30 protein-coding genes and 1 pseudogene are annotated in these 26368 nt (G+C 66.3%); 8 read left to right on the top strand and 23 right to left on the bottom strand.

The features are described 5' to 3' along the window. Nucleotides 1–353: 353 nt before the first annotated feature. The 3 genes from ABZW11_RS01155 to ABZW11_RS01145 all read right to left on the bottom strand — a co-directional run bounded on the left by ABZW11_RS01155 (nucleotide 354) and on the right by ABZW11_RS01145 (nucleotide 3322). Nucleotides 354–1163, bottom strand: coding sequence for a hypothetical protein (locus ABZW11_RS01155; protein WP_355411298.1), 810 nt, complete (start codon nucleotides 1161–1163; stop codon nucleotides 354–356). Nucleotides 1164–1243: 80 nt separating this feature from the next. After that, entirely contained in the window at nucleotides 1244–2374 is a 1131-nt protein-coding gene (locus ABZW11_RS01150) for a hypothetical protein (protein WP_355411296.1), read from the bottom strand. A 129-nt stretch (nucleotides 2375–2503) separates the two neighbouring features. Continuing rightward, a complete protein-coding gene (locus ABZW11_RS01145) occupies nucleotides 2504–3322 on the bottom strand; it encodes a helix-turn-helix transcriptional regulator (RefSeq protein WP_355411294.1) in 819 nt (272 codons plus the stop codon). Between the two features lie 109 nt (nucleotides 3323–3431). Between ABZW11_RS01145 and ABZW11_RS01140 the strand changes: the two genes are divergently transcribed. Then, the gene (locus tag ABZW11_RS01140) at nucleotides 3432–4250 is read left to right on the top strand and encodes a hypothetical protein (protein ID WP_355412014.1); all 819 of its coding nucleotides are present in this window, start codon (nucleotides 3432–3434) and stop codon (nucleotides 4248–4250) included. A 54-nt stretch (nucleotides 4251–4304) separates the two neighbouring features. Here the strand turns inward: ABZW11_RS01140 and ABZW11_RS01135 are convergent, their stop codons facing one another. Further along, nucleotides 4305–4694, bottom strand: coding sequence for a VOC family protein (locus tag ABZW11_RS01135; RefSeq protein ID WP_355411292.1), 390 nt, complete (start codon nucleotides 4692–4694; stop codon nucleotides 4305–4307). Between the two features lie 90 nt (nucleotides 4695–4784). Then, nucleotides 4785–5249: a hypothetical protein gene (locus tag ABZW11_RS01130; RefSeq protein WP_355411290.1), complete on the bottom strand. Its 465-nt coding sequence runs from the start codon at nucleotides 5247–5249 to the stop codon at nucleotides 4785–4787. Between the two features lie 262 nt (nucleotides 5250–5511). Between ABZW11_RS01130 and ABZW11_RS01125 the strand changes: the two genes are divergently transcribed. After that, nucleotides 5512–5691 (top strand): helix-turn-helix transcriptional regulator, encoded by a 180-nt coding sequence (locus ABZW11_RS01125; protein ID WP_355411288.1) that lies wholly within the window; start codon nucleotides 5512–5514, stop codon nucleotides 5689–5691. Between the two features lie 122 nt (nucleotides 5692–5813). Here the strand turns inward: ABZW11_RS01125 and ABZW11_RS01120 are convergent, their stop codons facing one another. From ABZW11_RS01120 to ABZW11_RS01095, 6 genes and pseudogenes are all read right to left on the bottom strand, one after another. Then, nucleotides 5814–6269 carry a hypothetical protein gene (locus ABZW11_RS01120; protein ID WP_355411286.1) on the bottom strand — a complete coding sequence of 152 codons (456 nt, stop codon included), beginning with the start codon at nucleotides 6267–6269 and terminating at the stop codon, nucleotides 5814–5816. A gap of 112 nt (nucleotides 6270–6381) precedes the next feature. Further along, nucleotides 6382–6999 (bottom strand): DUF4240 domain-containing protein, encoded by a 618-nt coding sequence (locus ABZW11_RS01115; RefSeq protein ID WP_355411284.1) that lies wholly within the window; start codon nucleotides 6997–6999, stop codon nucleotides 6382–6384. 82 nt (nucleotides 7000–7081) lie between these two features. Continuing rightward, nucleotides 7082–7153: pseudogene (locus ABZW11_RS01110) on the bottom strand (hypothetical protein); the annotation flags it as partial. Nucleotides 7154–7493: 340 nt separating this feature from the next. Next, nucleotides 7494–7901 carry a hypothetical protein gene (locus ABZW11_RS01105; RefSeq protein ID WP_355411282.1) on the bottom strand — a complete coding sequence of 136 codons (408 nt, stop codon included), beginning with the start codon at nucleotides 7899–7901 and terminating at the stop codon, nucleotides 7494–7496. A gap of 2 nt (nucleotides 7902–7903) precedes the next feature. Then, nucleotides 7904–9055, bottom strand: a complete 1152-nt coding sequence (locus ABZW11_RS01100; protein WP_355411280.1) for a hypothetical protein — start codon at nucleotides 9053–9055, stop codon at nucleotides 7904–7906. A gap of 4 nt (nucleotides 9056–9059) precedes the next feature. Beyond that, complete coding sequence (locus ABZW11_RS01095; protein ID WP_355411278.1) at nucleotides 9060–9299, bottom strand: hypothetical protein; 240 nt, start codon at nucleotides 9297–9299, stop codon at nucleotides 9060–9062. Between the two features lie 1099 nt (nucleotides 9300–10398). Between ABZW11_RS01095 and ABZW11_RS01090 the strand changes: the two genes are divergently transcribed. Further along, nucleotides 10399–12315 carry an N-6 DNA methylase gene (locus ABZW11_RS01090; RefSeq protein WP_355411276.1) on the top strand — a complete coding sequence of 639 codons (1917 nt, stop codon included), beginning with the start codon at nucleotides 10399–10401 and terminating at the stop codon, nucleotides 12313–12315. Between the two features lie 284 nt (nucleotides 12316–12599). Next, the gene (locus ABZW11_RS01085) at nucleotides 12600–13268 is read left to right on the top strand and encodes a restriction endonuclease subunit S (RefSeq protein WP_355411274.1); all 669 of its coding nucleotides are present in this window, start codon (nucleotides 12600–12602) and stop codon (nucleotides 13266–13268) included. A gap of 411 nt (nucleotides 13269–13679) precedes the next feature. Here the strand turns inward: ABZW11_RS01085 and ABZW11_RS01080 are convergent, their stop codons facing one another. Then, nucleotides 13680–13952, bottom strand: coding sequence for a winged helix-turn-helix domain-containing protein (locus tag ABZW11_RS01080; protein ID WP_355411272.1), 273 nt, complete (start codon nucleotides 13950–13952; stop codon nucleotides 13680–13682). 95 nt (nucleotides 13953–14047) lie between these two features. Here ABZW11_RS01080 and ABZW11_RS01075 point away from each other — a divergent pair, with 95 nt between their 5' ends. Beyond that, a complete protein-coding gene (locus tag ABZW11_RS01075; protein ID WP_355411270.1) occupies nucleotides 14048–14266 on the top strand; it encodes a hypothetical protein in 219 nt (72 codons plus the stop codon). Then, a complete protein-coding gene (locus ABZW11_RS01070; protein WP_355411268.1) occupies nucleotides 14263–14556 on the top strand; it encodes a hypothetical protein in 294 nt (97 codons plus the stop codon). Before ABZW11_RS01075 ends, ABZW11_RS01070 begins: the two co-directional genes overlap by 4 nt. Before the next feature lie 37 nt (nucleotides 14557–14593). On the opposite strand, the gene ABZW11_RS01065 is transcribed toward ABZW11_RS01070, so the two are convergent. Both ABZW11_RS01065 and ABZW11_RS01060 read right to left on the bottom strand, forming a co-directional pair. Continuing rightward, nucleotides 14594–15256, bottom strand: coding sequence for an HAD-IA family hydrolase (locus ABZW11_RS01065; protein ID WP_355411266.1), 663 nt, complete (start codon nucleotides 15254–15256; stop codon nucleotides 14594–14596). Between the two features lie 128 nt (nucleotides 15257–15384). Beyond that, on the bottom strand, nucleotides 15385–16548 hold the full coding sequence (locus tag ABZW11_RS01060) for an acyl-CoA dehydrogenase family protein (RefSeq protein ID WP_355411264.1): 1164 nt from the start codon (nucleotides 16546–16548) through the stop codon (nucleotides 15385–15387). Nucleotides 16549–16646: 98 nt separating this feature from the next. Here ABZW11_RS01060 and ABZW11_RS01055 point away from each other — a divergent pair, with 98 nt between their 5' ends. Further along, nucleotides 16647–17990 carry a UDP-glucose/GDP-mannose dehydrogenase family protein gene (locus ABZW11_RS01055; protein ID WP_355411262.1) on the top strand — a complete coding sequence of 448 codons (1344 nt, stop codon included), beginning with the start codon at nucleotides 16647–16649 and terminating at the stop codon, nucleotides 17988–17990. A gap of 3 nt (nucleotides 17991–17993) precedes the next feature. Here the strand turns inward: ABZW11_RS01055 and ABZW11_RS01050 are convergent, their stop codons facing one another. The 3 genes from ABZW11_RS01050 to ABZW11_RS01040 form a co-directional block, all read right to left on the bottom strand. Beyond that, the gene (locus tag ABZW11_RS01050) at nucleotides 17994–18887 is read right to left on the bottom strand and encodes a GNAT family N-acetyltransferase (protein ID WP_355411260.1); all 894 of its coding nucleotides are present in this window, start codon (nucleotides 18885–18887) and stop codon (nucleotides 17994–17996) included. Nucleotides 18888–19043: 156 nt separating this feature from the next. Then, nucleotides 19044–19550, bottom strand: coding sequence for a 5-(carboxyamino)imidazole ribonucleotide mutase (purE, locus tag ABZW11_RS01045; protein ID WP_355411258.1), 507 nt, complete (start codon nucleotides 19548–19550; stop codon nucleotides 19044–19046). Then, nucleotides 19547–20695, bottom strand: coding sequence for a 5-(carboxyamino)imidazole ribonucleotide synthase (locus tag ABZW11_RS01040; protein WP_355411256.1), 1149 nt, complete (start codon nucleotides 20693–20695; stop codon nucleotides 19547–19549). Before ABZW11_RS01040 ends, purE begins: the two co-directional genes overlap by 4 nt. Nucleotides 20696–20999: 304 nt before the next feature. Here ABZW11_RS01040 and ABZW11_RS01035 point away from each other — a divergent pair, with 304 nt between their 5' ends. Next, nucleotides 21000–21482: a GtrA family protein gene (locus ABZW11_RS01035; protein WP_345396408.1), complete on the top strand. Its 483-nt coding sequence runs from the start codon at nucleotides 21000–21002 to the stop codon at nucleotides 21480–21482. Here ABZW11_RS01035 and ABZW11_RS01030 read toward each other — a convergent pair. From ABZW11_RS01030 to ABZW11_RS01005, 6 genes are all read right to left on the bottom strand, one after another. Further along, on the bottom strand, nucleotides 21466–22743 hold the full coding sequence (locus tag ABZW11_RS01030; RefSeq protein ID WP_355411254.1) for an ATP-binding protein: 1278 nt from the start codon (nucleotides 22741–22743) through the stop codon (nucleotides 21466–21468). The two genes, ABZW11_RS01035 and ABZW11_RS01030, sit on opposite strands and share 17 nt — an antisense overlap. A gap of 3 nt (nucleotides 22744–22746) precedes the next feature. Then, nucleotides 22747–23415, bottom strand: a complete 669-nt coding sequence (locus tag ABZW11_RS01025; protein ID WP_012888073.1) for a response regulator transcription factor — start codon at nucleotides 23413–23415, stop codon at nucleotides 22747–22749. A 329-nt stretch (nucleotides 23416–23744) separates the two neighbouring features. Beyond that, nucleotides 23745–24230 (bottom strand): bacterioferritin, encoded by a 486-nt coding sequence (gene bfr, locus ABZW11_RS01020; RefSeq protein WP_355411250.1) that lies wholly within the window; start codon nucleotides 24228–24230, stop codon nucleotides 23745–23747. 24 nt (nucleotides 24231–24254) lie between these two features. After that, on the bottom strand, nucleotides 24255–24431 hold the full coding sequence (locus ABZW11_RS01015) for a (2Fe-2S)-binding protein (RefSeq protein WP_345396402.1): 177 nt from the start codon (nucleotides 24429–24431) through the stop codon (nucleotides 24255–24257). A 140-nt stretch (nucleotides 24432–24571) separates the two neighbouring features. Further along, a complete protein-coding gene (locus tag ABZW11_RS01010) occupies nucleotides 24572–25192 on the bottom strand; it encodes an MBL fold metallo-hydrolase (RefSeq protein ID WP_355411248.1) in 621 nt (206 codons plus the stop codon). Further along, a complete protein-coding gene (locus ABZW11_RS01005; protein ID WP_355411246.1) occupies nucleotides 25192–26277 on the bottom strand; it encodes an S-(hydroxymethyl)mycothiol dehydrogenase in 1086 nt (361 codons plus the stop codon). Before ABZW11_RS01005 ends, ABZW11_RS01010 begins: the two co-directional genes overlap by 1 nt. Nucleotides 26278–26368 lie beyond the last annotated feature (91 nt).

Raw genomic sequence — 26368 nt, 5'->3', positions numbered from 1 at the left:
GCGGCAAGTACGACGCTCCTCGTGGCGGCCACCGCCGGTTGCGGGATCGACCTGGACGCCAAGGAGGTCCACACGACCCGGGCGTTCCCCCACACGGGCACCGCCCTGACCATCAACGTCTCCGTGGGCGGCGTCCGCCTGCTCCAGGGCACCGGCGACACCGTGAAGGTCGGTCGGTGGCTGCCGTCAGCCAGGACGGCAGCCGGCGAACGGAGGTCGAGCAGGACCGCAGGAGTGACGCCGCCATCGTGGCCCGCAGCGACACGGGCGACGTCCGCATCCTGAAGAAGTGACCCCCGGACGGGGGCGCTGAGCGGGGTTCTCGCCGCCGCCCCGCACCCGATTTTCCGGTTTTACTGCCAGATAGCGGCGTACACGCCGTTCTCGGCGTTGACCTGTACCGGGTGCAGGCCCTTCGCCTTGAGTGCGGTGGTGCGGGCCTGGTAGTCGGCGGCGGTCATGTCCACGTAATGGGCCCAGGACTTGACGCCGTCCTTGCGCCACACCGCCGTGTACGTCCCGTCAGGCGCCACCGCGACCCTGACCGGCCGGAACCCCTTGGCCTTCTTGGCCTTGAACTCGGCCGCGTGCTGCTGCTTGTTCTTGCCGTAGGAGTAGTACCACTCGCCCCCTGTGTTGGCGCTCCAGACGGCGGCATAGCGCACGTCGCCCGGGGTGCCGTACGCGTCCACGCTGGTCAGCGCCAGCCCGTTGGCCTCCGCGTGCTTGTTGTAGGCGGCGAAGACGCTGCCCTTGAGGTTCGACTTGGCGAGGAACGCGCCGCGCTTCTTCTCGAAGACAGCCGCGAACACCGCCGAGCCGGCCGGCCCGGTGGCCGAGACGGACACCGGCTGCGCGCCCTGCTTCAGCGCGGCGTCGAACCGCTTCTGGTACCCGGAGGCCGACATGCCCTGCCAGATGCCGTACTTGTCCGGCGAGCCGCCCTTTTCCCAGACCGCGGCGTACCGTTCCCCGTCCGAGACGTTCACCGTGATCGGCCGGTACCCCTGCTTCATCAGCGTGGTCGCCCGCTCGACGCTCTGCTTCGCGGTCAGGCCGTGATAGGCCTCCCAGCCGACGGCGGCGCTCGCCGGCGCCGTCATCGGTACGGCGGCCCCCGCCACCACGGCCGCGACGATCGCGAGCTTTCCGGTGGTCCGCATAGATCCCCCATGAAGATTTCTTGACCGTTCTGTGCCAGACGGATGACCATAACAGTCATTACAGACAGACCGCAGCGGGTTCAGCGGACTTGCTCGAACGGGGTCGGCGACTGGCCGGTCCAGCGCCAGAGGCGGGCGGTGCCGGTGTTCTTGGAGGCGCCGTCCTCGGTGACCTTGCCGGCCTCGGCCGCGTAGAACAGGCCGCGGCCGAGCGAGATCAGGCCGTACTCGCCGTTGAACTGCCAGCCCCTGACCCCGGAGGCCGGGTCCTGCAGGCCGCCCTTGGCCAGCGTGAGCAGCTTGCCGCGCTCCGGCTGCGGCTGGCCGGCGACGTCGCCGGTCCTCGGGCGGGCGCGGCCGTCCACGATGAAGAAGGGGTAGTTGGGGAACTGCGGCTTGGAGCCCTGGTAGACGGCCAGCATCCAGTCGCCGGTGTGCTGGTCGTACTCGAGGTTCTGCACGCCGTACCTGGTGTTGCCGGTGTAGGCGAAGTACTTGCCGGTCACGCGGCCGGGGCCGCTCTTGTGCGGGGCGCTCTCGGTGAGCGGGCGCTCGTACCTCTTCCACTGGCGGATGTCGTACTGAAGCAGGACTTGGTGGTCGTTGTCCTGGCGGCCGGTGTTGGCGTAGACGCCGTAGGCGACGGTCAGCCTGCGCGGCCCGTCCTTCTTGCCGAACTCGGGCCCGAACGCGACGCCGTCGATGCCGCTGCACCCGTAGCGGTGGTCGGGCGTGCCGGCCACGTTGCCGTCGAAGACGCCGTCGCCGTTCATGTCGGCGGTGTAGTCGGCCACGACCTCCTTGAGGTAGACCGTGCTGACCACGTCGCTGGTCTGGGCGTCCATGTCGGGACGCGTGACGCGGTCCACGTCGAAGATCGCGATGTAGAAGGACTCCTGCTCCTTGTACTCGAGCGAGCCGTACACGCGGCCGTCCTCCGCGTTGAAGTCGAGGTCGCCCAGGTGCCCGGTGAAGCCCTTGACGGAGCCGACGAGGTTGCCCCGGAGGTCGGTCTTGACCAGGACGTTCGTGAAGGAGAAGTACATGTACCCCTTCCGCTCGTCGATCGCCAGGCCTTGGACGTGCCCCTCCGTCCAGGCGCCGCCGTAGACCTCCAGCGGGAAGCGCTGCGGAGGGCGGGCGGCCGCGTAGACGGGGGTGGACACTGCGGTGACGGCGGCGGCGAGGGTGAGGGTCAGAACCTTGCGCATGGTGCGGTACTCGCTTCGGGGCTCGATGATCAGTCCGATTTCCGACGGTATACCGCGTTTGTGAAGTTATTTGACTGCCACCTGAACGGACGGCGAAGCCCTCACGAATTGGGCCCTGACGGCCCGCGCCTAGGGCTCGATCGCGAGCTGCGGGCTCTGCGTTCCCGTGGCGCCGCGGCGCCACAGCGAAGGTTCGCTCCGGCGCGGGGCTGGCTCCACCGCGACCGCGGTGGTGTAGCGCCCTGGCGGCACCTCGTGCGCGAACGGTCCGCATGTGCGCGCCTGGCCTGCCGCGAGCGCGCCGAGCTCGCACGTACGGAGGGTCTTCGTCAGCGGCGCGCGGGACTTGGCGTTGTGCAACCAGACATAGGCGACCGCGCCGTCCACCGCACGGACCGCCCGCAGGTCGAGGGAGGCGACCACGGCGCCGTCCGTCAGCGCGACACACGGTTCCATCGATATCGGCATGCGAGCCGTCGCGTGCGGCGAGCGGCACCGCGTCGGTATGTCCGGCACGGCATCGCCCGAGGCCCAGAAGAACGCCGCTCCGGACGCGAGAAGCGCCAGCGCCGCACCGGCGATCGCCGCGACCTTCCAGAGCACCCGTGGCCGACGCTCCTGGCCACGGGTTTCGTCCGCCGCATCGGGCTCGGGCTCGCTCACTGCCCGGGCATGCTGCTTGACCTGGTCGTTGATCTCGTGCCAGCGCCGCTCCCACTCGACGGTGTCCGTCACGCCGCAGGCGCGTACGTAATCGAGGGTCGCCGAGAGGCTGGGCAGCCTGAGCCCCTTCGCGGCCTCCGAGAGCCTGCTCGGGGAGCAGCCGACCCGGGAGCCCATGATCCGGTACGTCGGTTGTCCCGCCGCGACGCGCAACTGGCGTAAGTCGTGCGCGAAGCGTTCGATCAACCCGCCCTCGGGATCGAGTTTCCGTTCTGGCCTGCCCATTCGTCCTGCCTCGTTGATCAAATGGCTGATCGGTGGTGATCAATCAAAGCGTGACAAGGATGAGCCGTGCCGAACAAGTCGGCCGTCTGAGGAGGAACGAGTGAAGACGATGTTCGTGGCGGCGGTCGCGGTCGCCCTGGGTTGTTGCGGCGTCGCGGCGCCGGCGCACGCCACCACGGGAGTGGCAGAGGTGGCAGGGGTGGCCTTCCGCGCGTACTCCGGCGCGAGCCCGAGCGCGCACCAGGCCCACTTCGAGCGCCTGCGCAGCCAGGGCTACCGGCCGATCACGGTGAGCGTCTCGGCAGGGCCGAAGTACGCGGCCGTCTGGGTCAAGAGCGGCGGCTCAGCATGGATCTCCCGGAGCGGGCTGTCGGAAGCGAGCTTCAAGGCGCGGTTCGACGAGTACCTCGCACAGGGCTACCAGCCGATCTCGGTGTCCGCGACGGGTCCTGCGGGCCGCGCGACGTTCGCCGCGCTGTGGGAGAAGCGCTCAGAACGGTTCTTCTCCCGCATGGGGCTCACCGGTGCCCAGTTCGCCGCCCAGAACCGGAAGGCCCACGCGGACGGATACGTACCGGTCTCGATTGACATGTACGGCACACCGTCGGATCCCCGGTACGTCGCGGTCTGGCGGAAGAGCGGAGGAGGCGGCTGGTACTACTCGTACGGAAAGTCGTTCACCGGCCACAAGAGCTTCCTCAACCAGCGCACCGCCGAGGGATACCGCCCGACGGCGGTCGCGGTGGGCCCGGGCGGGACCCGGTTCGCCGCGGTCTACCGCAAGGACGGCGTCCACCCCTGGTACCACTACATCGACACCTCCGCCTCCGCCTACCAGCGCAGGTTCGACAGCCTGGTGGCGCGCGGCCTGCGCCCGGTGCAGGTGAACATCGAGGACGGCGTGTACGCCTCGGTCTGGACCCGCTGACGCCGTGAGCGCCCCGGTCGCCGGGGCCCGCACCCTGGCGACCGCCCTCGCCCTCTAGCCCACCAGCTCCACCTCGAACCCATCCTCGTTCTCCAGGTAGGCCGCATAGTGCTGCTCACCCCCCGCGTACGGATGCCGCTCGGGAAACATCACCACCCACCCATGCGCCACGGCCTCAACCACCAGCTCATCCACCCGCTCCCGACTCCCGGCGTGAAAGGCCAGGTGGTTGAGCCCCGGCCGCAGCCGCTCATGCCGATCGGCCGTCATGGCCGGCGACCGCTCAAGCACCAGGTACGTCTCCCCCAACCGCCAGCTCCGCCCATCAGGCCAGTCCTGGAAGACCGCGTACCCAAGCGATTCCAGCAACCACCCCCAGCTCCTGACCGCCCGCTTCAGATCAGGCACCCAGACCTCGATGTGATGCACCATCCCCGCACCCATGCGAGAGACCCTACGCCGCCGCCCTGACAGGATCGGCGCGGCGGCGAGATGTCCGAGATCGAGCCCCGGTCCAGTTGCTCGGCAGCGGGGTCAGCGCCGCCAGTGCCCGCCCAGGCACGTGTAGGTACGCCCGTTCGACGCTACCCCCACCGCTCCAGAACTGCCGCAGAACCCGCCAGGATGGGCTCGGGCGAGAGGCGCGGGCTCACGAACAGGCTGCGGTTTCGGGGTGCGCTTGGGCGGACGGCGTCCCCTGTCGGGATCGCGGTCATCGAGATCGCGGCCTTTGGTGACGCCGTCGCCGTCCTTGTCGTGGTCGTACCGGTCGGCGATGCCATCGTGGTCGAGGTCCGGGAGTGGTTCGGGGGTCAGCGTCGGCTCGGATGTCCGCGTGGACTCTGAGGGCGTCGGCGAGCTCGTGTACGTGGTGATCGGTGTGGGGTCGGCCACGGCGGCGGGTCCCGTATCGTCGTCACCGCCGAAGAGAGCGCTACAGCCGGCCATGACGACACCGACGATGATGAGGCAGCCCAACGCGCCCTGCTTGCCCGCCATAACGTCCCCTCTCATCTCGTGAACACGAACGGTGATTGGGACGCTCCTCTACGCCGTTTAGTTGTTTGTTGGAACGTTCCGTTCTCTGATGTTCACTCGTCACCTTCGAAAGTCCGGCAAACCTCACCAATCGGCGTTCACGCTGACCGTCACGCCCGAGCGGCAGTGAGTCACCCTCGGCGGCTTCCGGTGGAACCTGACGCGCCCATTCGACAAGATCGCCTGCAGACAGGTCGCCGCCGACGCGCACCTGGATGCCTACGTGGCCGGTCACCATCTCAAAGAGCTGCGCAAGTCCGTCGGCAAGACGCAATCCGAGGTGGCGGCTGCGCTTGGCATCTCTCAAGCACGCGTCTCTCAGATTGAGAACGGTGATCTGGACTCGATGGGACTAGAGACCATTCGCGCTTATGCCGCCGCGCTGGTGGACATGTCGACGTGACCATAAGCGTCGGCCCTCACTCGGTACGGGTGGCGTGACCGCAGATCCCTCAGCTGTGGCTCACGGCCACCGCATGAGTGATCACGCGGTGGCCGTCTCCCCTCACCCCAACGCCTCAGGCGTCACGGGCACTTCGCGCGCCTCTTGGGGCTGTAGCCGTTGTGGACGACGTACTTGCTTCCCGAGTAGTAGGCGACCTGGCCCTGGAGGCGGTACGTGAAGGTGGTCCCCCGCTTGCAGCCCTTGTACAGCGTCTTCTTGCCGGCCCCGTACCAGGTGGCGCTGGAGATGGTCTGCCAGCCGTACCAGCGCTTGCGCTGAAGCATGATCTTGATGCGCTGGTTGCGGGAGCAGCCGATGGCCCAGCCGGTCGCGGCCACGTGCCCCTTGCGCATCTCGGGACGGTACACCCGCACCTGCCGGCAGGCCAACGCCGCCGAGCCGGTCGCCGCGGCCGTGGTGACGGTGGCGGACGAGGTCTGGGCGCCGGTCTGTACGGAGGCCTGCGCGGGGGCGCCCGCGGTCAGAGCCGCGGCGGTCACCGCCGCACCGAGGACCATCGTGTTGAGCGTTCGCATCGCGTTCTCCTTGGTGCTCGTCGTACTGGACACCGCGAAGGTAGCCAGGCCGATGTTGAGGACCTGTTGAGCGCTTGTTGAGCGAACAATCGGCCACGTCAGCGCAGAGGCGTCATCTCTCAGCCCGATAACGGGCTATTCGGGGGAGCCTGCGAGCCAACTCCCGTTCATCGTCGAAGTCCCACTGCTCCCCGCGGGGAACGCTGCCCAGTGCCGGGATCAGGGGAAAGTCGCCTGACACGCCCCGAACGGCCACGGCTTCGCCGAGGGCGGCCGAGTCCTTGCCGGTCGCCTGTTCATAAGCGTCGTGCCTCACGTAGGCGAGCAACTCGAACTCAGGGCGCTCCTTCTCCCGATTCTGTGGCCGACGCTTGATGGGGTTGACGTGCAGAGCGACCGGCTCCAGCAGGCGAAGCACTTCAGGCTGTTCGATCAGCAGATCCGGGCACTCGGCGACGGTCTCGAACGTTTCGCGTCCCAGACTGATGAGCCAGCTCACGAAGTACTCGAAGCCGTCCAGGGATCCCCTGTCGAACACGAACCAGAACGCCGCATAGAGATCGATGGTGCAGCCGCGGTTATGAGTCGTCGTCCACCAGACGTCATAGTCGATGATTTCTTCGACCGGGCGGCGTGAGAGCTCATCCACCAGCCACGCGACACGCGCGTCCCGCGTGTCGGTCTCACGTCCGGAACGCTCGATCAGCTCCCAGAACTCGTCGAGATCCATGCCTCGCGATGCTGGCAGCTCTGCACCACCGTGTAAAGATCACGGACCCGGCCCACCCCGCAGGAAGCGCCGGGTTCCCGCATCACTTCAGGAGCTGCCGGGCCATGACCATGCGCTGGATCTGGTTGGTGCCCTCGTAGATCTGGGTGATCTCCGTTGCTCTCCGTGGCCACCTGCGGAAACCTGTCCATCAGTAGCCTGAGCAGGGGTTACGGTTCCGGCCGGCTCTCGTCGGTTCTCGCTGTTCTCGGCCATCCCACGGAACAGTGACGGAACAGGGCTGGAGTCGTTCATGGTGGTCCCGAAGGAGGGTTCGCGGCTCATCAGCGTCGCTGCCACGGTGTTCCGCTGGCGCGTCCGTCGTAAGCCCACGTAAGCCATGGTCACCCGGTGGCAAGGCCCGACGGAGGAGGGCCTTGCCGGCGATCGCCCCAGCCCGTATGGCGGGCACCGAAGTCTGCGATCGTCACGGCCTCAGCCATCGCTGAGGCTCGTCAATCGTCGAAGCTGGCGATCCACTCATTGATGAACTTCGACGCCTCTTCGGCGGTGACGACATCGCTCCTGGGGGCAGGGGCCAGACTCTCGACAAGCAATTCTGGTGCCACGGGCTCCCCCGCAACGACCAAATAGCACGACAGGCCCTCACTCATCTGACGTGACATCGAGGAGACGAACGCATCGCGGCGGTACCTGTTACAGAGCAGCAGCAGGTTCTGCTGTTCCAGCTCCGCCCTCAGCTGTCGCAAGGCGTCTTCGAAGTCGATCGACGAGTGAACCGTGATCGGCGGAGTGCTGGCGCCAGTGAGCCGGAGCTCGTACGTCTCGCCATGGGTCTGCGTGGTCACCTGGCAGGGCAGAAGGGATTCGTCTGCCATGTTGACCAGTTCGAGGTTGTGCATGCTCACCTCGGCACGTAGTGAGGGTTCGGAATCCAAACGTCGTCAGCGCTCCCGTACTTTCCTGGCTTCCAGGCGCCTCTGATCTGCGATGGATCGATCCGCTTGAACACGACCTCCTGCTCGCCTCTGAGGTGTTTGAAGCCGGGGCCGTACTTTACTTCCATGCCGTTCCCGTGGTCATCGATCTCAAAGATGTAGCCCTTGTGCCCGACGGCGAACCCTCTGGCCACACTCTTGCTCTTCGAGGCGGCGATCAGGCCGTTCTCGCCGGAGAGATGCTCTTCGATGCTCATGTCCGGGTTGCGCGCGGTCATGCCGTTCTCGAAGATCCTTTCCAGTGCTCGGCCGTCGCCCCGGAACAGCGGTGGCACCTCCTTCCCCTTGACTTCGAAGCGTTCCCCAAAGCGTGATAGCGCGGCAGTCGGCTTGGGCTTTAGTACGCTCTTGGCCGCTTTGCCCAAAGCTCCGGCTGCCCGGGTTGCGCCGGAGGCTGCGCCGCTGGAGCCGGCAGTGGTGACGGCTGCGACGATGTCCGGGATGAGGCGGCCGAAGGCCCGTTCGGGGTTGGAGGCCCATGTGTCCCAGTCCAGCACCGACTTGGCGAACTCGGCCGGGTTCTGAATGCCGTGGAGCAGGCCCTGGGTCATGTCGTTGACGCTGCGTTGCCAGCCCATGAAATCCACGACCGCTCGGGTGGGAGAGTAGTCGATCACCATCTTGCCCAAGCCGGCCACGCTCTCCACGGCGCCCTTGGCCATTTCTGTCATACCGTCGCCGGAGTTCAGGTTCGGGTCGAAGGTGGCCTGGATCTGCTGGCCGACACGGTCCCAGAAACCACCTGTCGTGGGCAGCACCGCGCCTGGCGCGAACATCGAGTCGTCGACAGAAATCGGCGGCTTGCCCGCGCCGAACAGTTCCGGCTTCTCCAGCTCCATGCGCTCCAGAAGCACCAGCCGCTTATTGATCTCAGGGCCTTGGGTTCCGGCCCACGCCGCTACTCGACGGATCGTGTCGGCCGAGGCGGTCGACAGCCAGGCACCGCGCAGTATGTTCCACAACTCCTCGCCGATGGAGTCCAGCGACGATTCAGCCTCGCGCAATGCATCCTTGAGGCTGCGGACTCCCTCAGGGACCATGCCCTCCAACTGCCCCATCGGCTTAACCGGAACTGTCCGCCGGGGTACGGGCTAACAACGCCTTAAGCTCTTCCACCGTACCGGCACAAGCCCCGAGCAGGACTTGCCGTTGGGCAGTCAGCTCTTCGGCGAAGCGCTGAGAGGCCGGGCCGGTCCAGATGTTCTGCGCCATGAGCGCGATCGCGCGGTCGAGGCGGGGCCCGGCTTGATCGGTGAGTTGCTCGGCTCGGCGTAAGGCCCGTTCCACTTGCTCCCGGGTCATGCGTGACTCCTTGGATGGGATGATCAAGCTTGAGACCAAGACACAAAGCCATTGGACTGCGCACCACTCACCGCAGCAACCGAATCGCCGGGATTGGTCTGAAGTGTCAGAGATGCGAAGCACCTCCTTAGGAGAGCGGGCGCACTCCTGCCTCCTATACGCATTGAGCTGGGAAAACGTCTCTGAGTCGTTCGTGTCCGCGAAAATCATCCCCGAATCTCCCCAGCCAGCACAGTTTCTCCCGCAGCGGCTGGTGGTCCTCCTCCTGGATGCGGTGACGAGGGTGGCGTGCCTGGTGGCAAGTGGACCCGAACCGCAGGGCCGCCAGGCCCGCGGAACGGAAGCCACGCAGGAGGACTTACGGGCTCTGGGAGGTGAGGTGGAGGGCATGGCGAACGGCGGTCTAGGAGGTGGTGGTGCGCTGGCAGGCGTGGGTGATGATGTATACCAGCCCCGGCCGAGGACGCGGACCGTTATGGAGAGGTGTTGGCCGTGCGGGAGTGCTGGCTAGCCTGTTGGGACCAGGGGGGTTGTTGCGCCAGCTGCTGTCAAAGAAGTTCGGACTTGGGGTGGCAACGTTGATCGCCAACTTGCGGAACACCGGGTGGCCGATTAGGAAGGCGTCTCATGAACCTCGGGGGCATCGCTGCTTGCGCCCCTCTTACGCCTTCCGCCCCCAGCGCCTTGGCCTGGACGCTGCGTCACCCACTCCTCGATGACACTGGGGTCCCACACTGGAGTCCGCCCGATGTACGAGGGCTCAGGCAAGATCCCCTTGTGACGATATGAACGAACCGTGGCAGGCGTGACCCCCAGGCGGGTCGCTACGTCAAGCACGGTCCAAAGTTCACGCTCCAATGGGCTATCCATCGACCTGCTCGCTGAGTTCGACCGTTAAGGGATCACCACCATACTTGCGAAGCCGCCTCAGGGTGAAGATCGGCCTGGTAACCTTATCTATGTCACATAGACAAGGTTGGAGGCTTCGGGCATGCCGCATCAGAGGTGTATAGAGGAGTTTTCGCACAAGCGTACGCAAGGAGTCTCAACCATCTATACCCTTGGTCCGTCGGGTTCTTGGTTGTGGCCTACCGCAATCATGATCGAAGCGCGCGGCGGAGGTACGGCGACAGTGGCAAACGAGCGGACCACGGAAGACATCGTTCGGGAGCATCTAAAGCTCCATGCCACTTCTGAACAGCGGGTGGAAGAACAAACAAGCGATAATCCTGCTATTAGACGCGCTCTGGCCAATGCGAGCAAAACGGGTTTGGGTGCGGGGAAGCCTGAGTTTATCGTTACCTTTCCCTCCGACGCTCCTAATCTCGTAATCGTGGTTGAATGCAAGGTCGACCCAGCGAAGCATGAAAGCACAAATCGAGATCGTCCAGCGGACTTTGCGGTAGATGGTGTGCTTCACTACTCGGGACACCTAGCCAAGCACTTCGACGTCATAGGAATTGCTGTTAGCGGGACTAGTCCAGCACATCTCAAGGTATCCACTTTCCGCCAGCTGAAGGGCGAGGCCACCGCCGAGCTACTCCCATCGCCTCACGGGCCAGTCAATGAGCTGATTCCAGTAAGCTCCTATCGCGATCTGCTAACCTACGATCCGGCTGTCCGCGCACGCACCGAAGCGGAGTTGATAGCATTTAGCAGGGTTCTGCATAACTATATGCGGGACTATGCAAAGCTATCAGAGCCCGAAAAGCCACTTGTGGTATCAGGGATTCTTCTCGCGCTTCAAGACCCAGCATTTGGCCGGAACTGGTCAGTTTATCAGGTTAGGCATTTGGCTGGCGAGCTTTATTCGGCCATTGATCGAGTTGCCCGAGACGCCGATATACCCGAAGCTAAGCGTGAGGTTATGCTTGCGCCCTACGCATTCATTCGCACGCATCCTGAGCTAAGCAAACCAAATGCGTCGGGCGAAACTCCACTGTACAGACTAATCGCCGACATGGACCGAGAGGTTCGCCCATTTATTGATACATATCATGATGTCGACGTCATCGGGCAATTCTATGGCGAGTTTCTGCGCTATACAGGTGGAGACAAGAAGGGGTTGGGTATCGTCCTAACCCCCAGGCATCTGACGGAACTCTTCGCTAAGATTGCTAATGTCACCCCCACAGATACAGTGGTGGACACCTGCGCAGGTACTGGTGGTTTCCTGATATCTGCGATGATAGAAATGGATGCCAAGGCTGGCATAAATCATGCTTCCCGGGCTGAAATCAGGAACAGGCGCCTAATTGGCATTGAGCAGCAACCGCACATGTTCGCTCTTGCAGCATCAAATATGATTCTGCGTGGGGACGGGAAGGCGAATCTATATCAGGGCTCCTGCTTCGATTCGAAGATCATTAGACAACTTTCGGAGCCGAGTCACGGCAGGCACAGCAGACCCAATATAGGACTCATCAATCCGCCCTTCAGTCAGAAGGGCGATGGATTGCACGAACTGGACTTCGTGGAGCAGCTACTTGAGATCCTGGCGCCTGGTGGGACGGCTGTGGTCGTTCTGCCCATGTCCTGCGCAATCGAGCCGCATCCGGCACGTCGCCGGATTCTGGAGAAACATACTCTGGTAGCCCAGATGTCGCTTCCGAACGACCTCTTCCATCCTGTAGGTGTTATCACGTGTGCGATGGTTTTCACCGCACATAGGCCACACGCACACTCTCCTCAGCCCACGTGGTTTGGGTACTGGAAAGACGACGGCTTCGTGAAGACGAAGGATCGCGGACGTATCGATCTCAATCATCGCTGGCCTCAGATTCGTCAGCAATGGCTCGATAACTTCCACGCCCGTGCAATCGAGCCCGGAGTGAGCATCACGCGCCGAGTAACGGCGGATGACGAGTGGTGCGCTGAAGCGTATATGGAGACGGATTATTCCGCACTCTCGCGTGAGGACTTTGAGGCGACCCTGAAGAAGTATGTCGTATTCCGGCTGCTCTATGCGGATGGAAGTAGTGGCAATGATGGGGCTGAAGGAGAGGAGGTGAACTAGTGGGACTGCGAGTTGACGATCTATTCGATATCGAATATGGGCATAGTCTATCTCTTAATAAGCTGTCGCAAACATCTCCAGAGAAGGGGATTGCATTCGTTTCAAGAACGGCTCGCAATAATGGTGTATCTGCCTGGGTTGAGGAGATACCCGGTCTTCAACCACTACCTCCGGGGCTTCTAACCGTTTGCTTGCGGTCCCGCAACTATACGCTCTCCACCTTTGTTCAGCCACGCTCTTTCTATTGCGGGTACCATATCTATGTTCTCAGGCCTAAGAAGCCGATGAGCTTGCAGGAGAAGCTTTGGTGGGCTGAGTGTATCAAGGCAAACCGTTACCGCTACAACTTTGGGCGACAGGCCAATAGAAGCCTTGCCGGCCTGGTGCTTCCTGATGCTGTTCCTGGATGGATTCATCAGGTTAGCGTTCCTGAGTTCACCGATGGTCAACCGATGGTGCCTCTCGAACTCGATGTTGCAGAATGGGCTCCCTTCCGACTGGATCAGCTATTCGAATTTGTTCGTGGACGCCACGTTCTCAAGCGATTGATGAATCCGGGCAAGACACCTTATGTGAGCGCATCGGCCATCAATAATGGCATCACTGCCATGATTGATGTACCGCCAGAGCATGAGGGTGGCTTGATCACTTTGAGTAGCAATGGCAGCGTAGGAGAAGCGTTCTATCAGCCAAATCCATTCATTGCATCTGGCGATGTTACCGTTCTGCGGCCAAAGTTCCCCCTGTCGGAGGCAGCGTCTTTGTTTGTTTGTACGTTGCTATACGCTGAGAAGTTTCGGTGGAACTACGGACGTAAGTGGAGCATCGGGAGACTGAAGGATTCCGTTATCCGACTTCCCGTTACACCCGACGGACAACCCGACTGGGATGAGGCTGGGCGATTCGTACAGTCGCTGCCGCTTGCTCGTGTCGTACTCAAGGAGTCCATGTAGGTGTCCCACGCCTGAACTTGACGTGTGGCCAGCGGTACGAGTCGTGCATGGGCTGTGGTGGCCGCGACCAGCCGAGAGCCGCAGCGCGGCCACTACAGCCCGAACGCACGGCTGAGGCGCCGCAGGCGGCTCGGCCCTTGAAGACGTGGAGAAAAGTCTCATCCGGTGATCTTGCCGTATACCGATCTCTGACCTGAGCTGGGATCATGTCCTCTGGTCCGACACCGCTGCTGCGACCGGCGCTGGTCGATGCTCGGCCGCATAGAGGATTGGATGGCTTCGTCAAATTTCCTCGGCTGGCGTTTCTCAGGAGAACCCCGGTAGCGCAGAAGCGTGACTCCTGTGAGCCGGCCGGGCGGTCTCTCTAGCCCATCTGCTGGCGCACCACGGTCAGACGCGTTGCTTACCTCTTCAGGGTTGCTCTGCGGGGTCCGCGTCGTTGGTCGCGCTGGGGTCGGTGCGTTGGCCGACGAAGCTGCCGAGGTTGGGGATCGTGTAGATCAGCTTCTCATCCCGTAGGCGTTGCATGGCCTTGCGGAGGGTGCCGCGGGCTACGCCGAACTCCTGCATGAGCTGCACTTCCGACAGCAGGTGCTTGGGTCGGTAGGTGCCGTCGCTGATGCGCCGACGGAGGACGTCGGCTACCTGCTCCCACCTGAAGCGATCCGGCTCGAACTCAATCACTCTCCAACCATAGGAATACCTGAACATACAGCCCGTACCAACCCATGTTTTGTCATGGCATGGACAGGGTTAAACAGGCCTTCTACAGTGGCGATATGGCGACGCTTCCCTGTGACCTTGACGATCTTCGCGCCGCATTCCCGGGCTGGTCCTTGTTCCGAAGTGACACGGGTGCCTTCTACGGGACGCGGCGAGGTGTCCGGCTTCGGGATGCCGACATCGACGAGGGATTTCAGCAAACCGTGGGTGCGGACGATGTGGAGTCCTTCGTCTCGCTGCTCCAGGCGCAGAACGAGCTGGAGGTGAGGTCATGAGCGGCTCGTTCTGGCACTCCGACTACCACAGCGAGCATCCCGCTCGCCCTCATGACCGCGCGCTACAGGTGGGCTGGCAGCAGAGCGAGTCCCGTTGTCCTCGGGTGCGGGTCCGCGAGCACACATGCATGTGCCTGCGCCCGATGTACGAGCTGTGTACGGCGGGCGGCCTGTGGTTCATGCGGCGCTACACCGGCAAGGACTTGGAAATCATGGTCGAGAGCCCCTGGATGAGCGCAGGAGCGGCTCGCACCTTGTGGCTACGTATCCTGACCGGTCAAGCAGGGTGACTGCTGCCGTCCATCACGAGAAGGGAGCGAGCCCGGCCTAACCGCGGGCCGCCGCGCTCTCTCGCACGATCTCCATAGCCAGGACCACGTCAGCCACGACGTGGTCCGCGTCGTTCTGCGCCTCTGGCCATGTGCCCCGGTCGATGCGGATGGTGCTCAAACCTGCCGCGCGTCCTCCGGCGATGTCGGCGACGAGGTGGTCGCCGACCATCCATCCGCCATCGGCGCAAGCCGCGCCGCACCGGCCGGCGGCTATCTCGAACAGCCTGGCGTCTGGCTTGCGGATGCCCTCGACGCCCGAGAGCGCGTAGGCGTCAACAGCGTCGGCCAGACCGGTGGCTTGCAGCTTGCCTAGCTGGTTGTCCGCCATGCCGTTGGTGACGATGGCGACCTTCCAACCGGCCTCACGCAGCCGGGCCAGACCGTCCAACACCTCCGGGCGGCACCGCACCAGATGCGGCATACGCCTTCGGTATTCCGCCCAAAGCTCCTCCACCGACTGCGCGAGGGCGAAGTGCTCCTGCGCCAACGTGAAGAACTCCGCACGGTGCGGATGGCCGGCCTTGTTCAAGGTGATCAGCCACTCCACTGCCCCGCTGCCGAGACCATGATCGGCGGCGAACTCCCCCGCCCACATCTGGAACGCCTCGTCCAAGTTCACGAGTGTGTTGTCGAGGTCGAAGAGGGCGAGGCGCTGCATGATCCAATCGTACGGACTGAGGCTTCTGCGGCCCGCTCTGCTCCGTGTCTCACGAACAGCCACGACAGCCACGGAGCAGCGCCCCGGCTCCCCCTATCGAAGGACCGGGGTTTTCGCTGCTCAGCGCCCTACTTCAGGAGTTGGCGGGCCATGACCATGCGCTGGATCTGGTTGGTGCCCTCGTAGATCTGGGTGATCTTGGCGTCGCGCATCATGCGTTCCACCGGGAAGTCCTTCGTGTAGCCGTACCCGCCCAGCAGTTGCACCGCGTCCGTGGTGATCTCCATGGCGGCGTCCGAGGCGGCGCACTTCGCGGCGCTCGACAGGTAGGTGAGGTCCTTCTGGGGCTCGCCGTGCATCGCGCGCTCGGACTTCGCGGCCGCGTGGTACGTGAGCTGCCGGGCCGCCTCGAGCTTCATGCCCATGTCGGCGATCATGAACTGCAGGCCCTGGAAGTCGGCGATCGGCCGGCCGAACTGCTTGCGTTCCTTGACGTAGCCGATCGCGAAGTCCAGTGCGCCCTGGGCGATGCCGAGGGCCTGGGCGGCGATGGTGACGCGGGTGTGGTCGAGGGTGGCGAGGGCGGTCTTGAAGCCGGTGCCGGGCGCGCCGATCATGCGGTCGGCCGGGATGCGGACGTTGTCGAAAATGACCTGGCGGGTGGGCGAGCCCTTGATGCCGAGCTTCTTCTCCTTGGGCCCGAACGAGACGCCTTCGTCCGACTTCTCCACGACGAAGGCGGAGATGCCGCGCGCGCCGGCCGACGGGTCGGTGACGGCCATGACGGTGTAGTACTCGGACACGCCGGCGTTGGTGATCCACATCTTGGTGCCGTTGAGCACGTACGCGTCCCCGTCGGCGACGGCCCGCGTCTTCATGGACGCCGCGTCGGAGCCCGCCTCAGGCTCCGACAGCGCGTACGAGAACATCGCCTCCCCGCGCGCCACCGGCGCCAGGTAGCGGGCCTTGAGCTCCTCCGAGGCCGACAGCAGCAGCGGGACGGTGCCGAGCTTGTTGACGGCGGGGATCAGGGACGACGACGCGCAGGCCCTGGCCACCTCCTCGATGACGATCACGGTCGCCAGCGCGTCGGCCCCGGCGCCGCCGTACTGCTCGGGCACGTGCACGGCGTGCAGGTCGGCGGCCACGAGCGCCTTGTAGACGTCCCAGGAGAACTCCTCGGTCTCGTCGATCTCGGCGGCGTGCGGCGCGATCTTCTCGTCGGCCAGGGCCCGCACGGTCTCCCTGAGCATGTCGTGCTCTTCGGCGGGCGCATAGAGAGGAAAGCTCATGCGTCAGATACTAGGACGTCCGACCATCTTGTTACCAGCTAGTACGGTTTGCGGCGAAGTGCAGGTGGCACGTACGAGGTAGCGAGGGCCCCGGTAGCATGCCTGCGCGGATCGAAAGGAGCCCACTCGTGCCATACCGCCTCACGGTGATCGGGACCGGATACCTCGGAATCACCCATGCGGCGTGCATGGCTGATCTCGGGTTCGACGTCCTGGGCCTCGACGTCGACGCCGACAAGATCCGACGTCTGAACGCCGGCGAGCTCCCCATCCACGAGCCGGGCCTCGAACCCGTCCTTCGCCGTGGCCTCGAATCCGGGCGGCTGCGCTTCACCACCTCGTACGACGAGGTCGCCGCCTTCGGCGACGTGCACTTCATCTGCGTGGGCACCCCGCAGAAACGCGGCGAGTATGCCGCAGACATCACGTACATGGACAACGCCATCGAATCCCTCGCCCCGCTCCTCGACCGCGAATGCCTGGTCGTGGGCAAGTCGACGGTCCCCGTCGGCACCGCCGAACGGCTGGCCGACAAGCTCGCCCGGCTCGCGCCCGCCGGCGGCGAAGCCGAGCTGGCCTGGAACCCCGAGTTTCTGCGCGAGGGCTTCGCCGTCGAGGACACTTTGCACCCCAACCGCATCGTGCTCGGCGTACGCTCCGAACGCGCCGAGAAGATCCTGCGTGAGGTGTACGAGCCGATCGGCGACGTTCCGATCGTGGTGGCCGACTTCGCGACGGCCGAGCTGGTCAAGACGGCGGCGAACGCGTTCCTGGCCACCAAGATCTCCTTCATCAACGCCATGGCCGAGGTCTGCGAGGCCGCGCACGCCGACGTCGAGCTGCTGTCCGAGGCGCTGTCGTACGACGACCGCATCGGCGGCCGCTACCTCAACGCCGGGCTCGGCTTCGGCGGCGGCTGCCTGCCCAAGGACATCAGGGCCTTCATGGCACGGGCCGGCGAGCTGGGGGCCGACCAGGCGCTGACGTTCCTGCGCGAGGTCGACGCGATCAACATGCGCCGCAGGGCCCGCATGGTCGACCTGGCCAGAGAGCTGGCCGGCGGCTCCTTCCACGGCTGCACGGTCGGCGTGCTCGGGGCCGCGTTCAAGCCCAACTCCGACGACATCCGCGACTCCCCCGCGCTCGACGTGGCCGTCACGATCGGCCACCAAGGCGGCGCGGTCACCGTGTACGACCCGATCGCGCTCGACAACGCCCGCAAGGCGCATCCCGAGCTGAACTACGGCGAATCGGCCGTCGAGGCGGTACGCGGGGCGCATGTGGTGCTGCTGCTCACGGAGTGGCAGGAGTTCATCCGGCTCGACCCGGAGGAGCTGGGGGCCGTCGTGGCCGCCCGGCGCATCGTGGACGGGCGCAACGCGCTCAACGCCGAGGCGTGGCGCTCGGCCGGCTGGCACTACCGCGCCCTCGGCCGCCCCTGACCTTCAGGTCGTGAGGTGGCGGATCCACTGGGTGAGCAGCGGGCGGTAGCCGCGCCGGGCCCAGAACGGGGTCGAGAGCGGGTTGGGCAGCGCGTGGTGCAGCAGCAGGGACGACACGCCCTCGGCCGCCGCGTGCGCGTGCGCGACCTCGGTCAGCGCCGCACCGATGCCGCGCCCCCGTAGCTCCGGCTCGACGTACATCACTCCCAGGTACGCCACCGGCGCGTCGTGCACCCAGCCCGAGATCCAGCGGGCCCTGGCGGGCGGCTCGACGATGAGGCAGCCCGCGGGCCGGCCGTCCACCTCGGCCAGCCAGCACCAATCCAGCGGCAGCACCTCGCCCGCCACCGACTCCCTGATCCTGTCGGGGGTGCCGGCCCGTGGCGTCACCCAGCCGAACTGCGCGTCGTAGGCGGCGAGCCGCTCGTACATGTCCGCGACCACGTCCACGTCGTCCGGACCCGCCGTACGGATCTTCACCGGTGCGGCGGGCGCGTCGTGCGGGCGCAGGCGGTGGACGGAGACCGCCACGATGGGGGCGAACCCGCTCCTGGCCAGCGCCCTGACCGGTACGGTGTCGCGGCTCGGCCACACCACGCTCAGCGCCTGCTCGGGCTCGTCGTCGCGGGGCAGGGCCAGCCAGCGGTCGATGAGCGCCCCCAGCACGGCCTCCGGGTCGGGTCCTGACACCCGGGCGCGCAGCCGGTGCACGACCAGCGGCGACCACGCGGCCTGGAGGCTGCCGGGGTCGAGCCGGTCCACGTTGGTCAGGCCGACGCCACCGGGCACCTCCAGCGGCACGTCCCGCTCCCTGACGACCAGCGTGCCCTGGTCGGCCACGAGCGGGTCAACAGCGCGTACGCGGGCCTCGTGGCCCTTGATCGGGTCGTCGTCCATGGGAACGCACCCTATCCACGGAAAACCTCAGGATAAAGGCAAGCAACCGCGCTCAGCGGCACACGCAGGGGCGCGTGCGCGACCGCGACCGGCGGCGTGGCCGGGGTCATGCGTGGGACGGCGCGCGCGGCGCGGGCCGGGGGCGAGCCGGAGGTGTCAGAGGCCGGCGGCCTCGGCGCGCAGGCGTTCGCCCTTCGCGTACGCCTGCTCCTTCAACCGCACCTGGAACTCCTCCATCCGCGCCCGCAACCCCTCATCGGACGCGGCCAGGATGCGGACGGCGAGGAGGCCGGCGTTGCGGGCGCCGCCGACGGCGACGGTGGCGACGGGCACCCCCGCGGGCATCTGGACGATGGACAGCAGGGAGTCCATGCCGTCGAGGTATTTGAGCGGCACCGGCACTCCGATGACGGGCAGCGGCGTGACGGAGGCCAGCATGCCGGGGAGGTGGGCCGCCCCGCCGGCGCCGGCGATGATCACCTTGATGCCCCGGGACGCGGCCTGGCGGCCGTAGTCGATCATCTCGACCGGCATGCGGTGCGCCGAGACCACGTCGGCCTCGAACGGCACGCCGAACTCGGCGACCGCCTCGGCGGCGGCCTTCATGACCGGCCAGTCCGAGTCGCTCCCCATGACGATGCCGACGGTGGGGCCGGTGCTCATGTGTACTCCCCGGTCATGAGGTAGACGGCGGCGTGGCGGGCTCGGGCGCGTACTTCGTCGAGGTTGGAGCCCAGCGCGGTGACGTGGCCGATCTTGCGGCCCGGCCGCACCTCCTTGCCGTAGAAGTGCAGCTTGATGCCGGGATCGTGGGCGAGCACGTGCTCGTAGCGCTTGAACAGGTCGGGGTCGTCGCCGCCGAGCAGGTTGGCCATGACGACGACCTGCGCGGTCATGCGGGGCGAGCCGAGCGGCAGGTCGAGCACGGCTCGCAGGTGCTGCTCGAACTGCGAGGTAGTGGCGCCCTCGATCGTCCAGTGGCCGCTGTTGTGGGGGCGCATGGCCAGCTCGTTGACCACGAAGCCGCGCGCGGTCTGGAACATCTCGACGGCCAGCAGCCCGGTCACGCCCAGCTCGTGGGCGATCTGCAAGCCGATGTGCTGGGCCCGCGCGGCCGCCTCGGGGTCGAGGTCGGGGGCGGGCGCGATGACCTCGACGCAGATGCCGTCCTGCTGCACGGTCTCGACGACGGGGTAGCTGACGCCCTGCCCGTGGGGCGAGCGGGCGACCAGTACGGACACCTCACGCTCGAACGGTACGAACGCCTCGGCCATCAGCTCGACGCCGGTCGCGAACGCCTCGGCGACCTCTTCGGGCGTGCGGCACACCCACACGCCGCGCCCGTCGTAGCCGCCGCGCACGGCCTTGAGCACGACCGGCCAGCCGTGGGACTCGGCGAAGGCGGTGGCGTCGCCGACGGACGGGACCCGCCGCCAGGCGGGGCAGGGCACGCCGATCGCGCTGAGCCGCTCGCGCATGACCGCTTTGTCCTGGGCGTGCACGAGGGCGTCGGCGCCGGGCCGCACGGTGTGGCCGTCGGCGGCCAGGGCCTTGATGTGCTCGGTGGGGACGTGCTCGTGGTCGAAGGTGACGACGTCGCAACCCTGCGCGAACGCCCGGAGCACCTCAAGATCGCGATAGTCTCCGATGCGCGTGTCGACGATGACCCGGGCCGCGCTCTCCGCAGGAGTGTTGGCCAGCACCCGCAGCTCGACACCGAGCGCGATGGCGGGCGGCTGCGACATCCTGGCGAGCTGGCCCGCGCCGACGATGCCGACGACCGGTCCGATGGGGCTGATGGCACTCACGTCAGGCGAGCTTACCGGGACGCAACCACTTACCCCGCCCGGCCCTGGACCTTCCGGGTCAACGTCCGCACTCGTCAGGGGGCTGGACGGCCGTTCCGGGTTGCCTCGCAGGCACGACCGCCCAGCGATTCGCGTGCCCTCGAACTGCATGGCAGCGTAATGCCTCTTTAACGGGTATGCCGCACATAGGGCGATATTTCTGCAGACCTTCTTTGCGGGGTATGTTCGTACGCCTGACGTCCGGCCCTCATCGTGACCGGTACGCTGAGTGGGTCAGCTCGACAAGGAAGGACCGAGCAGAGACGTGACATTCGCCAAGCGGCTCTACGAGCGGTTCGCGTCCCTCGTGCACGAGCTGGCCAAGTTCGGCAGCATCGGGGCGGTCGCGTTCGTCCTCGACACGAGTCTGCTCAACCTCTTCAACGTCGTGGTCGGCCTGGGCCCGCTGACCTCCAAGGTCGTGGCGACGACGATCTCCACGACCTTCGCTTACCTGGGCAACCGCTTCTGGACCTTCCGCCACCGCGAGCAGAGCGGGCTGGGCCGCGAATACTTCCTGTTCTTCCTGCTCAACGGCATCGCCCTGCTGTTCGGCATGCTGACGATCGGCTTCACCACCTACACGCTCGGCCTGCACGACACGCTCAGCTTCAACATCGCCAACATCGTGGGCGTCGGGCTCGGCACGTTGTTCCGCTACTGGTCGTACAAGAAGTGGGTGTTCCTGGAGGCCACCGAGCCGATCCCGGTGGAGCTGCCGGAGGGCGGCGTCAGGCAGGACCGCTGACCACCCTGTTGCGGCCGTCGTCGTCGGCCGGCCGCAGGAAGATGGCGAACGTCGCGGGCCTGCGCCGCACCAGCTCCAGCCGGCCGCCGTCGGCGGCGGCCAGCGCGCGGGCCAGCGTCAGGCCGAGGCCGGTGCCTCCGCCGCCGCTGACGTTCCTGTCGAAGATCTTGGGGGCGATGTCGTCGGCGATGCCGGGGCCCTCGTCCGCCACCTCGATCACCACGTAGTTGTCGCCGCAGGTGGTGGTGACGGTGACGGCGCCGCCGCCGTGCCGCAGGGAGTTCTCCAGCAGCGAGGCGATGACCTGGCCGAAGCCGCCGGTGGTGGCCATCGCCTTGAGCCCGCGCGTGCCTTCGAGCTGCAGTACGCGGCCCGCGTCCTTGAACACCGGCTCCCACTCGGTCATCTGCTGCACCAGCACCTCGTCCACGGCCACCGGCTCGGCCTGGGCGTGCCGCTGGCGGCGGGCCGCGGCCAGCAGCTCGTCGATGACCGCGGTGAGCCGCTCGGCCTGCACGATCGCCGCCTCGCCCTCCTCGCGGACGACCTCGGGCTCGTCGGATGAGGCCACGATCTCCTCAAGACGCATCGTCAGCCCCGTCAAGGGGGTGCGGAGCTGGTGGGAGGCGTCGGTGGCGAACTCGCGCTCGCGGGTGAGCAGGTCGGAGATGCGGGTGGCGCTGCGGTCGAGCACCTGCGCCACGCGGTCGAGCTCGGGGATGCCGTAGCGGTGCTTGCTCGGCCGCGCGTCTCCTGAGCCCAGCCGGTCGGCGATCTTCGCCAGGTCCTGCAAGGGCAGCGTGAGCCGACGCGACTGCACGACGGCCAGGCTCACGGCCACGGCCAGCGCGGCGCCGGCGAGGGCCACGATGAGCAGCAGGCGAGCCCGTACGTCCTGCTCGACCTGGTCGCGGTCGCGGCTGATGCGTACGTAGACACCGGTGTTGGTCTGGGCGTCCTCGGTCATGAGGTGACCCGACGGCGGGGGGTCGCCGACGACGGTCACCCTCAGGGGGGTTCCGCGTTCCCAGATCTGAATGAATCTGCCCGGGTATTTCTGTTCCAGTTGCTGGGGGTCGAGCGGCGCCTCCTGGACGCGGGCGTACTCCACCTCTCCCACGAGACGCTTGGCCTCAGCCCCGAGCTCCTGAGCCGCCTCATCGACGATCAGGCGGCTGACGACGACGCCCAGGGGGACCCCCAGCAGCAGGACCGCGATGACCGCGACGAGCAGAGTGGAGGAGAGCAGTCGGCGGCGCATCTCCTACTCGCGCTCGAACCTGAAGCCGACCCCCCGGACCGTGGTGATGTAACGCGGCTTGGCGGCGTCGTCGCCCAGCTTGCGACGCAACCAGGAGATGTGCATGTCGAGCGTCTTGGTGGAGCCCCACCAGTTGGTGTCCCACACCTCGCGCATGATCTGCTCGCGGGTGACGACCTTGCCGGCGTCGCGGACGAGCACCCGCAGCAGGTCGAACTCCTTCGTGGTCAGATGCAGCTCCTTGTCCCCCATCCAGGCGCGGCGCGAGTCGGCGTCGATGCGCACCCCCTGGACGACCGGGGTCTCGGACGTGCCACGCCGCAGCAGCGCCCGCACTCTGGCGAGCAGCTCGGCGAGGCGGAACGGTTTCGTCACGTAGTCGTCGGCGCCGGCGTCGAGGCCGACGACGGTGTCGACCTCGTCGACACGTGCCGTGAGGATCAGGACCGGAGTGCCGTGGCCTTCGGCGCGGATCCGGCGGGCGACCTCGAGGCCGTCCATCTCCGGCAGGCCAAGATCGAGAACAATGAGGTCGATGCCGCCCGAAAGGGCCCTCTCAAGCGCTTGAGGGCCATCGGGACTCACCTCGACCTGATAGCCCTCGCGGCGCAGGGCGCGCGCGAGCGGCTCGGAAATCGAGGTGTCATCCTCGGCGAGAAGAACGCAGGTCATAAAGCGATCGTAGGACCTTAGGCGATCGTTTCCCGGGCACAGCGCGCGGTTTGACTCGTCGTTGACCTATCCATTGACCTGGGCAAACACAGCTAAAATACGGTAGGTGGTGATTAAAACACCGGGGGCCTGTGGGGCGGGAGTCATCGGGTGGTCATGCCCGCTCGCGAACGCCGCAACCTCGTGAGATTCGGCGTTTCTCCCATAACAATCGGATTTTCGATCAAGCGGAAATGCCGCTGATTTCCGGATATTCCACCCTGAGAGCGCGCCGGACGCCGGGGGCGCGCGGCTGACGGGATGCGGCGCGCCCCGAATGGCCGGGCGGGTCAGTCGTCGTACGAGCGCGGCTCGGTGTACCTGGCCAGGTAGAGCTGCTCGCCCAGGCTCTGGATGAGCTCCAGCTCGGTCTCCAGGTAGTCGATGTGCTCTTCCTCGTCCCTGAGGATGTCCTCGAAGATGTTGGCCGAGGTGATGTCGCCCTTCTCGCGCATCAGCTGGATCGCCGGCCGCAGGCGCTGCACCACCGCCAGCTCCACCTCCAGGTCGGCCTGGAGCTGCTCAGGGACGGTCTGGCCGATGTGCAGCGTGCCGAGCCGCTGGTAGTTGGGCAGGCCCTCGAGGAAGAGGATGCGGTCGGTGAGGCGCTCGGCGTGGCGCATCTCCTCGAAGGACTCGTCGCGGGTGTGCTTGGCGAGCTTGGTGTATCCCCAGTTCTCCTGCATCTTGGCGTGCAGGAAGTATTGGTTGATCGCGGTCAGCTCGGCGGTCAGCTGTTCGTTGAGCAGCTCGATGATCTGCTTGTCGCCCTGCATAACGGGCCCCTCATCGCTATCCGGTCATGCGGTCGTCAGTTCTTGAGACCTTTTCAGGATCGCACAGATCTTCCGTACACAACGGGCACAGTCACCACCGGCACCAGTGGTGTCGCGGATCTGCTTGGCGCTGGTCGCCCCTTCCGCGATGCAGTCGTGCACCTCGTTCTCGGTCACGGCACGACAGATGCACACGTACATGTGGGGGCAGACCTTTCACGCAGGGACAACGGGGGAGCGCCTTAGGTAAGGCACACCTAAGATAGCCCACTGAGGTTAGGCATGCCTACATTGGGTCGGTCACAGTCGTCTATCCCCGCAGGTGAAGGGCCTGCCGCCGATCAGTGGCCGCGGGCGATCCACTCCTCAAGGTGCGGAGCCTCCGCGCCGATCGAGGTGGAGTCGCCGTGGCCGGTGTGCACGACCGTCTCGGACGGCAGCGTCAGCAACCGCTCCTTGATCGAGTCGATGATGGTCTCGAACGAGCTGTAGGACCGGCCGGTCGCCCCCGGGCCGCCCTTGAACAGCGTGTCGCCGCTGAACAAGGCGCCCAGGTCGGGCGCGTACAGGCAGACCGCGCCCGGCGCGTGCCCCGGCGTGTGCAGCACCTGCAGCGCGATGCCGCCCACGGTCAGCTTGTCGCCGTCGCCCAACGGCTCGTACGCCACCTCGGGCCCGTAGACCTGCTCCCACAGCACCTGGTCGGCCGGGTGCAGCCGGATCGGCGCGCCGGTGCGCTCGGCCAGGTCGCGGGCGGCGTTGATGTGGTCGTTGTGCGCGTGGGTGCAGACGATGGCCCGCACCGCGCGGCCGCCCACCCGCTCGGCGATCGCCGCCGCGTCGTGGGCGGCGTCGATGACCACGACCTCGCGGGCGTCACCGACCAGCCAAACGTTGTTGTCGACGTCCCACGTGCCGCCGTCCAGCGAGAACGTGCCCGACGTGATGACCCGGTCGATCATCAGAAGACCACCACCGAACGCAGCACCTCGCCCCTGTGCATCTTCGCGAACGCCTCCTCGACCTGGCCGATCGCGATCGTCTCCGAGACGAACTTGTCGAGCGGCAGGCGGTTCTGCAGGAACAGGTCGATGAGCATCGGGAAGTCGCGCGAGGGCAGGCAGTCGCCGTACCAGGAGGACTTCAGCGCGCCGCCGCGGCCGAACACGTCGAGCAGCGGCAGGTCGATGCGCATCTCGGGGGTCGGCACGCCGACCAGCACGACCGTGCCGGCCAGGTCGCGGGCGTAGAACGCCTGCTCGTACGTCTCGGGCCTGCCCACCGCCTCGACCACCACGTCGGCGCCGTTGCCCCCGGTCAGCTCGCGGATGGCCGCGACCGGGTCGTTCGCGCGGGAGTTGACCGTGTGGGTGGCGCCGAACTGGCGGGCCCACTCCAGCTTGCGGTCGTCCACGTCGACGGCGATGATCCGGTTCGCGCCGGCCAGCGAGGCGCCGAGGATGGCCGCGTCGCCGACGCCGCCGCAGCCGATGACGGCCACGCTGTCGCCCCGGGTGACGCCGCCGGTGTTGATCGCCGCGCCGAGCCCGGCCATCACGCCGCACCCCAGCAGGCCCGCGACCTGCGCGGGCGCCTCGGACGAGACCTTCGTGCACTGGCCGGCCGCGACGAGCGTCTTCTCCAGGAACGCCCCGATGCCGAGCGCCGGAGACAACTCCGTGCCGTCCTTGAGCGTCATCTTCTGGGTGGCGTTGTGGGTGTTGAAGCAGTACCACGGACGGCCGCGCAGGCAGGCCCGGCACTGGCCGCACACCGCGCGCCAGTTGAGGATGACGAAGTCGCCCGGCTCGACCTCGGTGACGCCGGGGCCGACCGCCTCGACGACGCCCGCCGCCTCATGGCCGAGCAGGAACGGGTAGTCGTCGCTGATCCCGCCTTCCCGATAGTGCAGGTCGGTGTGGCACACGCCGCAGGCCTGCACATTCACCACCGCCTCGCCCGGACCTGGGTCCGGCACGAGCACCGTCTCGAGCGAAACTTCCTGGCCCTTGCCCCGGGCGACGACGCCCTGCACTTCGTACGGCATGCCAGCCATCTTGTGTCAGGAGGATGATCTCCGCAAGACATGGGGCTGGACCACGCCGGGAGCACTTCTCACACGGACCGGCCGCTCGCGG

The organism is Nonomuraea sp. NPDC004580 (assembly GCF_040609855.1).
In the GTDB taxonomy this organism is placed as follows: Bacteria; Actinomycetota; Actinomycetes; order Streptosporangiales; family Streptosporangiaceae; genus Nonomuraea; species Nonomuraea salmonea.
This window is presented reverse-complemented; position numbering and strand designations above follow the sequence as displayed.

Bases quoted from the DNA above. Each gene is read 5' to 3' on its own strand.
- ABZW11_RS01155 (WP_355411298.1), bottom strand. From the start codon at position 1,163: ATGCGGACCACCGGAAAGCTCGCGATCGTCGCGGCCGTGGTGGCGGGG.
- ABZW11_RS01150 (WP_355411296.1), bottom strand. From the start codon at position 2,374: ATGCGCAAGGTTCTGACCCTCACCCTCGCCGCCGCCGTCACCGCAGTG.
- ABZW11_RS01145 (WP_355411294.1), bottom strand. From the start codon at position 3,322: ATGGGCAGGCCAGAACGGAAACTCGATCCCGAGGGCGGGTTGATCGAA.
- ABZW11_RS01140 (WP_355412014.1), top strand. From the start codon at position 3,432: ATGTTCGTGGCGGCGGTCGCGGTCGCCCTGGGTTGTTGCGGCGTCGCG.
- ABZW11_RS01135 (WP_355411292.1), bottom strand. From the start codon at position 4,694: ATGGGTGCGGGGATGGTGCATCACATCGAGGTCTGGGTGCCTGATCTG.
- ABZW11_RS01130 (WP_355411290.1), bottom strand. From the start codon at position 5,249: ATGGCGGGCAAGCAGGGCGCGTTGGGCTGCCTCATCATCGTCGGTGTC.
- ABZW11_RS01120 (WP_355411286.1), bottom strand. From the start codon at position 6,269: ATGCGAACGCTCAACACGATGGTCCTCGGTGCGGCGGTGACCGCCGCG.
- ABZW11_RS01115 (WP_355411284.1), bottom strand. From the start codon at position 6,999: ATGGATCTCGACGAGTTCTGGGAGCTGATCGAGCGTTCCGGACGTGAG.
- ABZW11_RS01105 (WP_355411282.1), bottom strand. From the start codon at position 7,901: ATGCACAACCTCGAACTGGTCAACATGGCAGACGAATCCCTTCTGCCC.
- ABZW11_RS01100 (WP_355411280.1), bottom strand. From the start codon at position 9,055: ATGGGGCAGTTGGAGGGCATGGTCCCTGAGGGAGTCCGCAGCCTCAAG.
- ABZW11_RS01095 (WP_355411278.1), bottom strand. From the start codon at position 9,299: ATGACCCGGGAGCAAGTGGAACGGGCCTTACGCCGAGCCGAGCAACTC.
- ABZW11_RS01090 (WP_355411276.1), top strand. From the start codon at position 10,399: ATGATCGAAGCGCGCGGCGGAGGTACGGCGACAGTGGCAAACGAGCGG.
- ABZW11_RS01085 (WP_355411274.1), top strand. From the start codon at position 12,600: ATGAGCTTGCAGGAGAAGCTTTGGTGGGCTGAGTGTATCAAGGCAAAC.
- ABZW11_RS01075 (WP_355411270.1), top strand. From the start codon at position 14,048: ATGGCGACGCTTCCCTGTGACCTTGACGATCTTCGCGCCGCATTCCCG.
- ABZW11_RS01070 (WP_355411268.1), top strand. From the start codon at position 14,263: ATGAGCGGCTCGTTCTGGCACTCCGACTACCACAGCGAGCATCCCGCT.
- ABZW11_RS01065 (WP_355411266.1), bottom strand. From the start codon at position 15,256: ATGCAGCGCCTCGCCCTCTTCGACCTCGACAACACACTCGTGAACTTG.
- ABZW11_RS01060 (WP_355411264.1), bottom strand. From the start codon at position 16,548: ATGAGCTTTCCTCTCTATGCGCCCGCCGAAGAGCACGACATGCTCAGG.
- ABZW11_RS01055 (WP_355411262.1), top strand. From the start codon at position 16,647: ATGCCTGCGCGGATCGAAAGGAGCCCACTCGTGCCATACCGCCTCACG.
- ABZW11_RS01050 (WP_355411260.1), bottom strand. From the start codon at position 18,887: ATGGACGACGACCCGATCAAGGGCCACGAGGCCCGCGTACGCGCTGTT.
- purE (WP_355411258.1), bottom strand. From the start codon at position 19,550: ATGAGCACCGGCCCCACCGTCGGCATCGTCATGGGGAGCGACTCGGAC.
- ABZW11_RS01030 (WP_355411254.1), bottom strand. From the start codon at position 22,743: ATGCGCCGCCGACTGCTCTCCTCCACTCTGCTCGTCGCGGTCATCGCG.
- ABZW11_RS01025 (WP_012888073.1), bottom strand. From the start codon at position 23,415: ATGACCTGCGTTCTTCTCGCCGAGGATGACACCTCGATTTCCGAGCCG.
- bfr (WP_355411250.1), bottom strand. From the start codon at position 24,230: ATGCAGGGCGACAAGCAGATCATCGAGCTGCTCAACGAACAGCTGACC.
- ABZW11_RS01015 (WP_345396402.1), bottom strand. From the start codon at position 24,431: ATGTACGTGTGCATCTGTCGTGCCGTGACCGAGAACGAGGTGCACGAC.
- ABZW11_RS01010 (WP_355411248.1), bottom strand. From the start codon at position 25,192: ATGATCGACCGGGTCATCACGTCGGGCACGTTCTCGCTGGACGGCGGC.
- ABZW11_RS01005 (WP_355411246.1), bottom strand. From the start codon at position 26,277: ATGCCGTACGAAGTGCAGGGCGTCGTCGCCCGGGGCAAGGGCCAGGAA.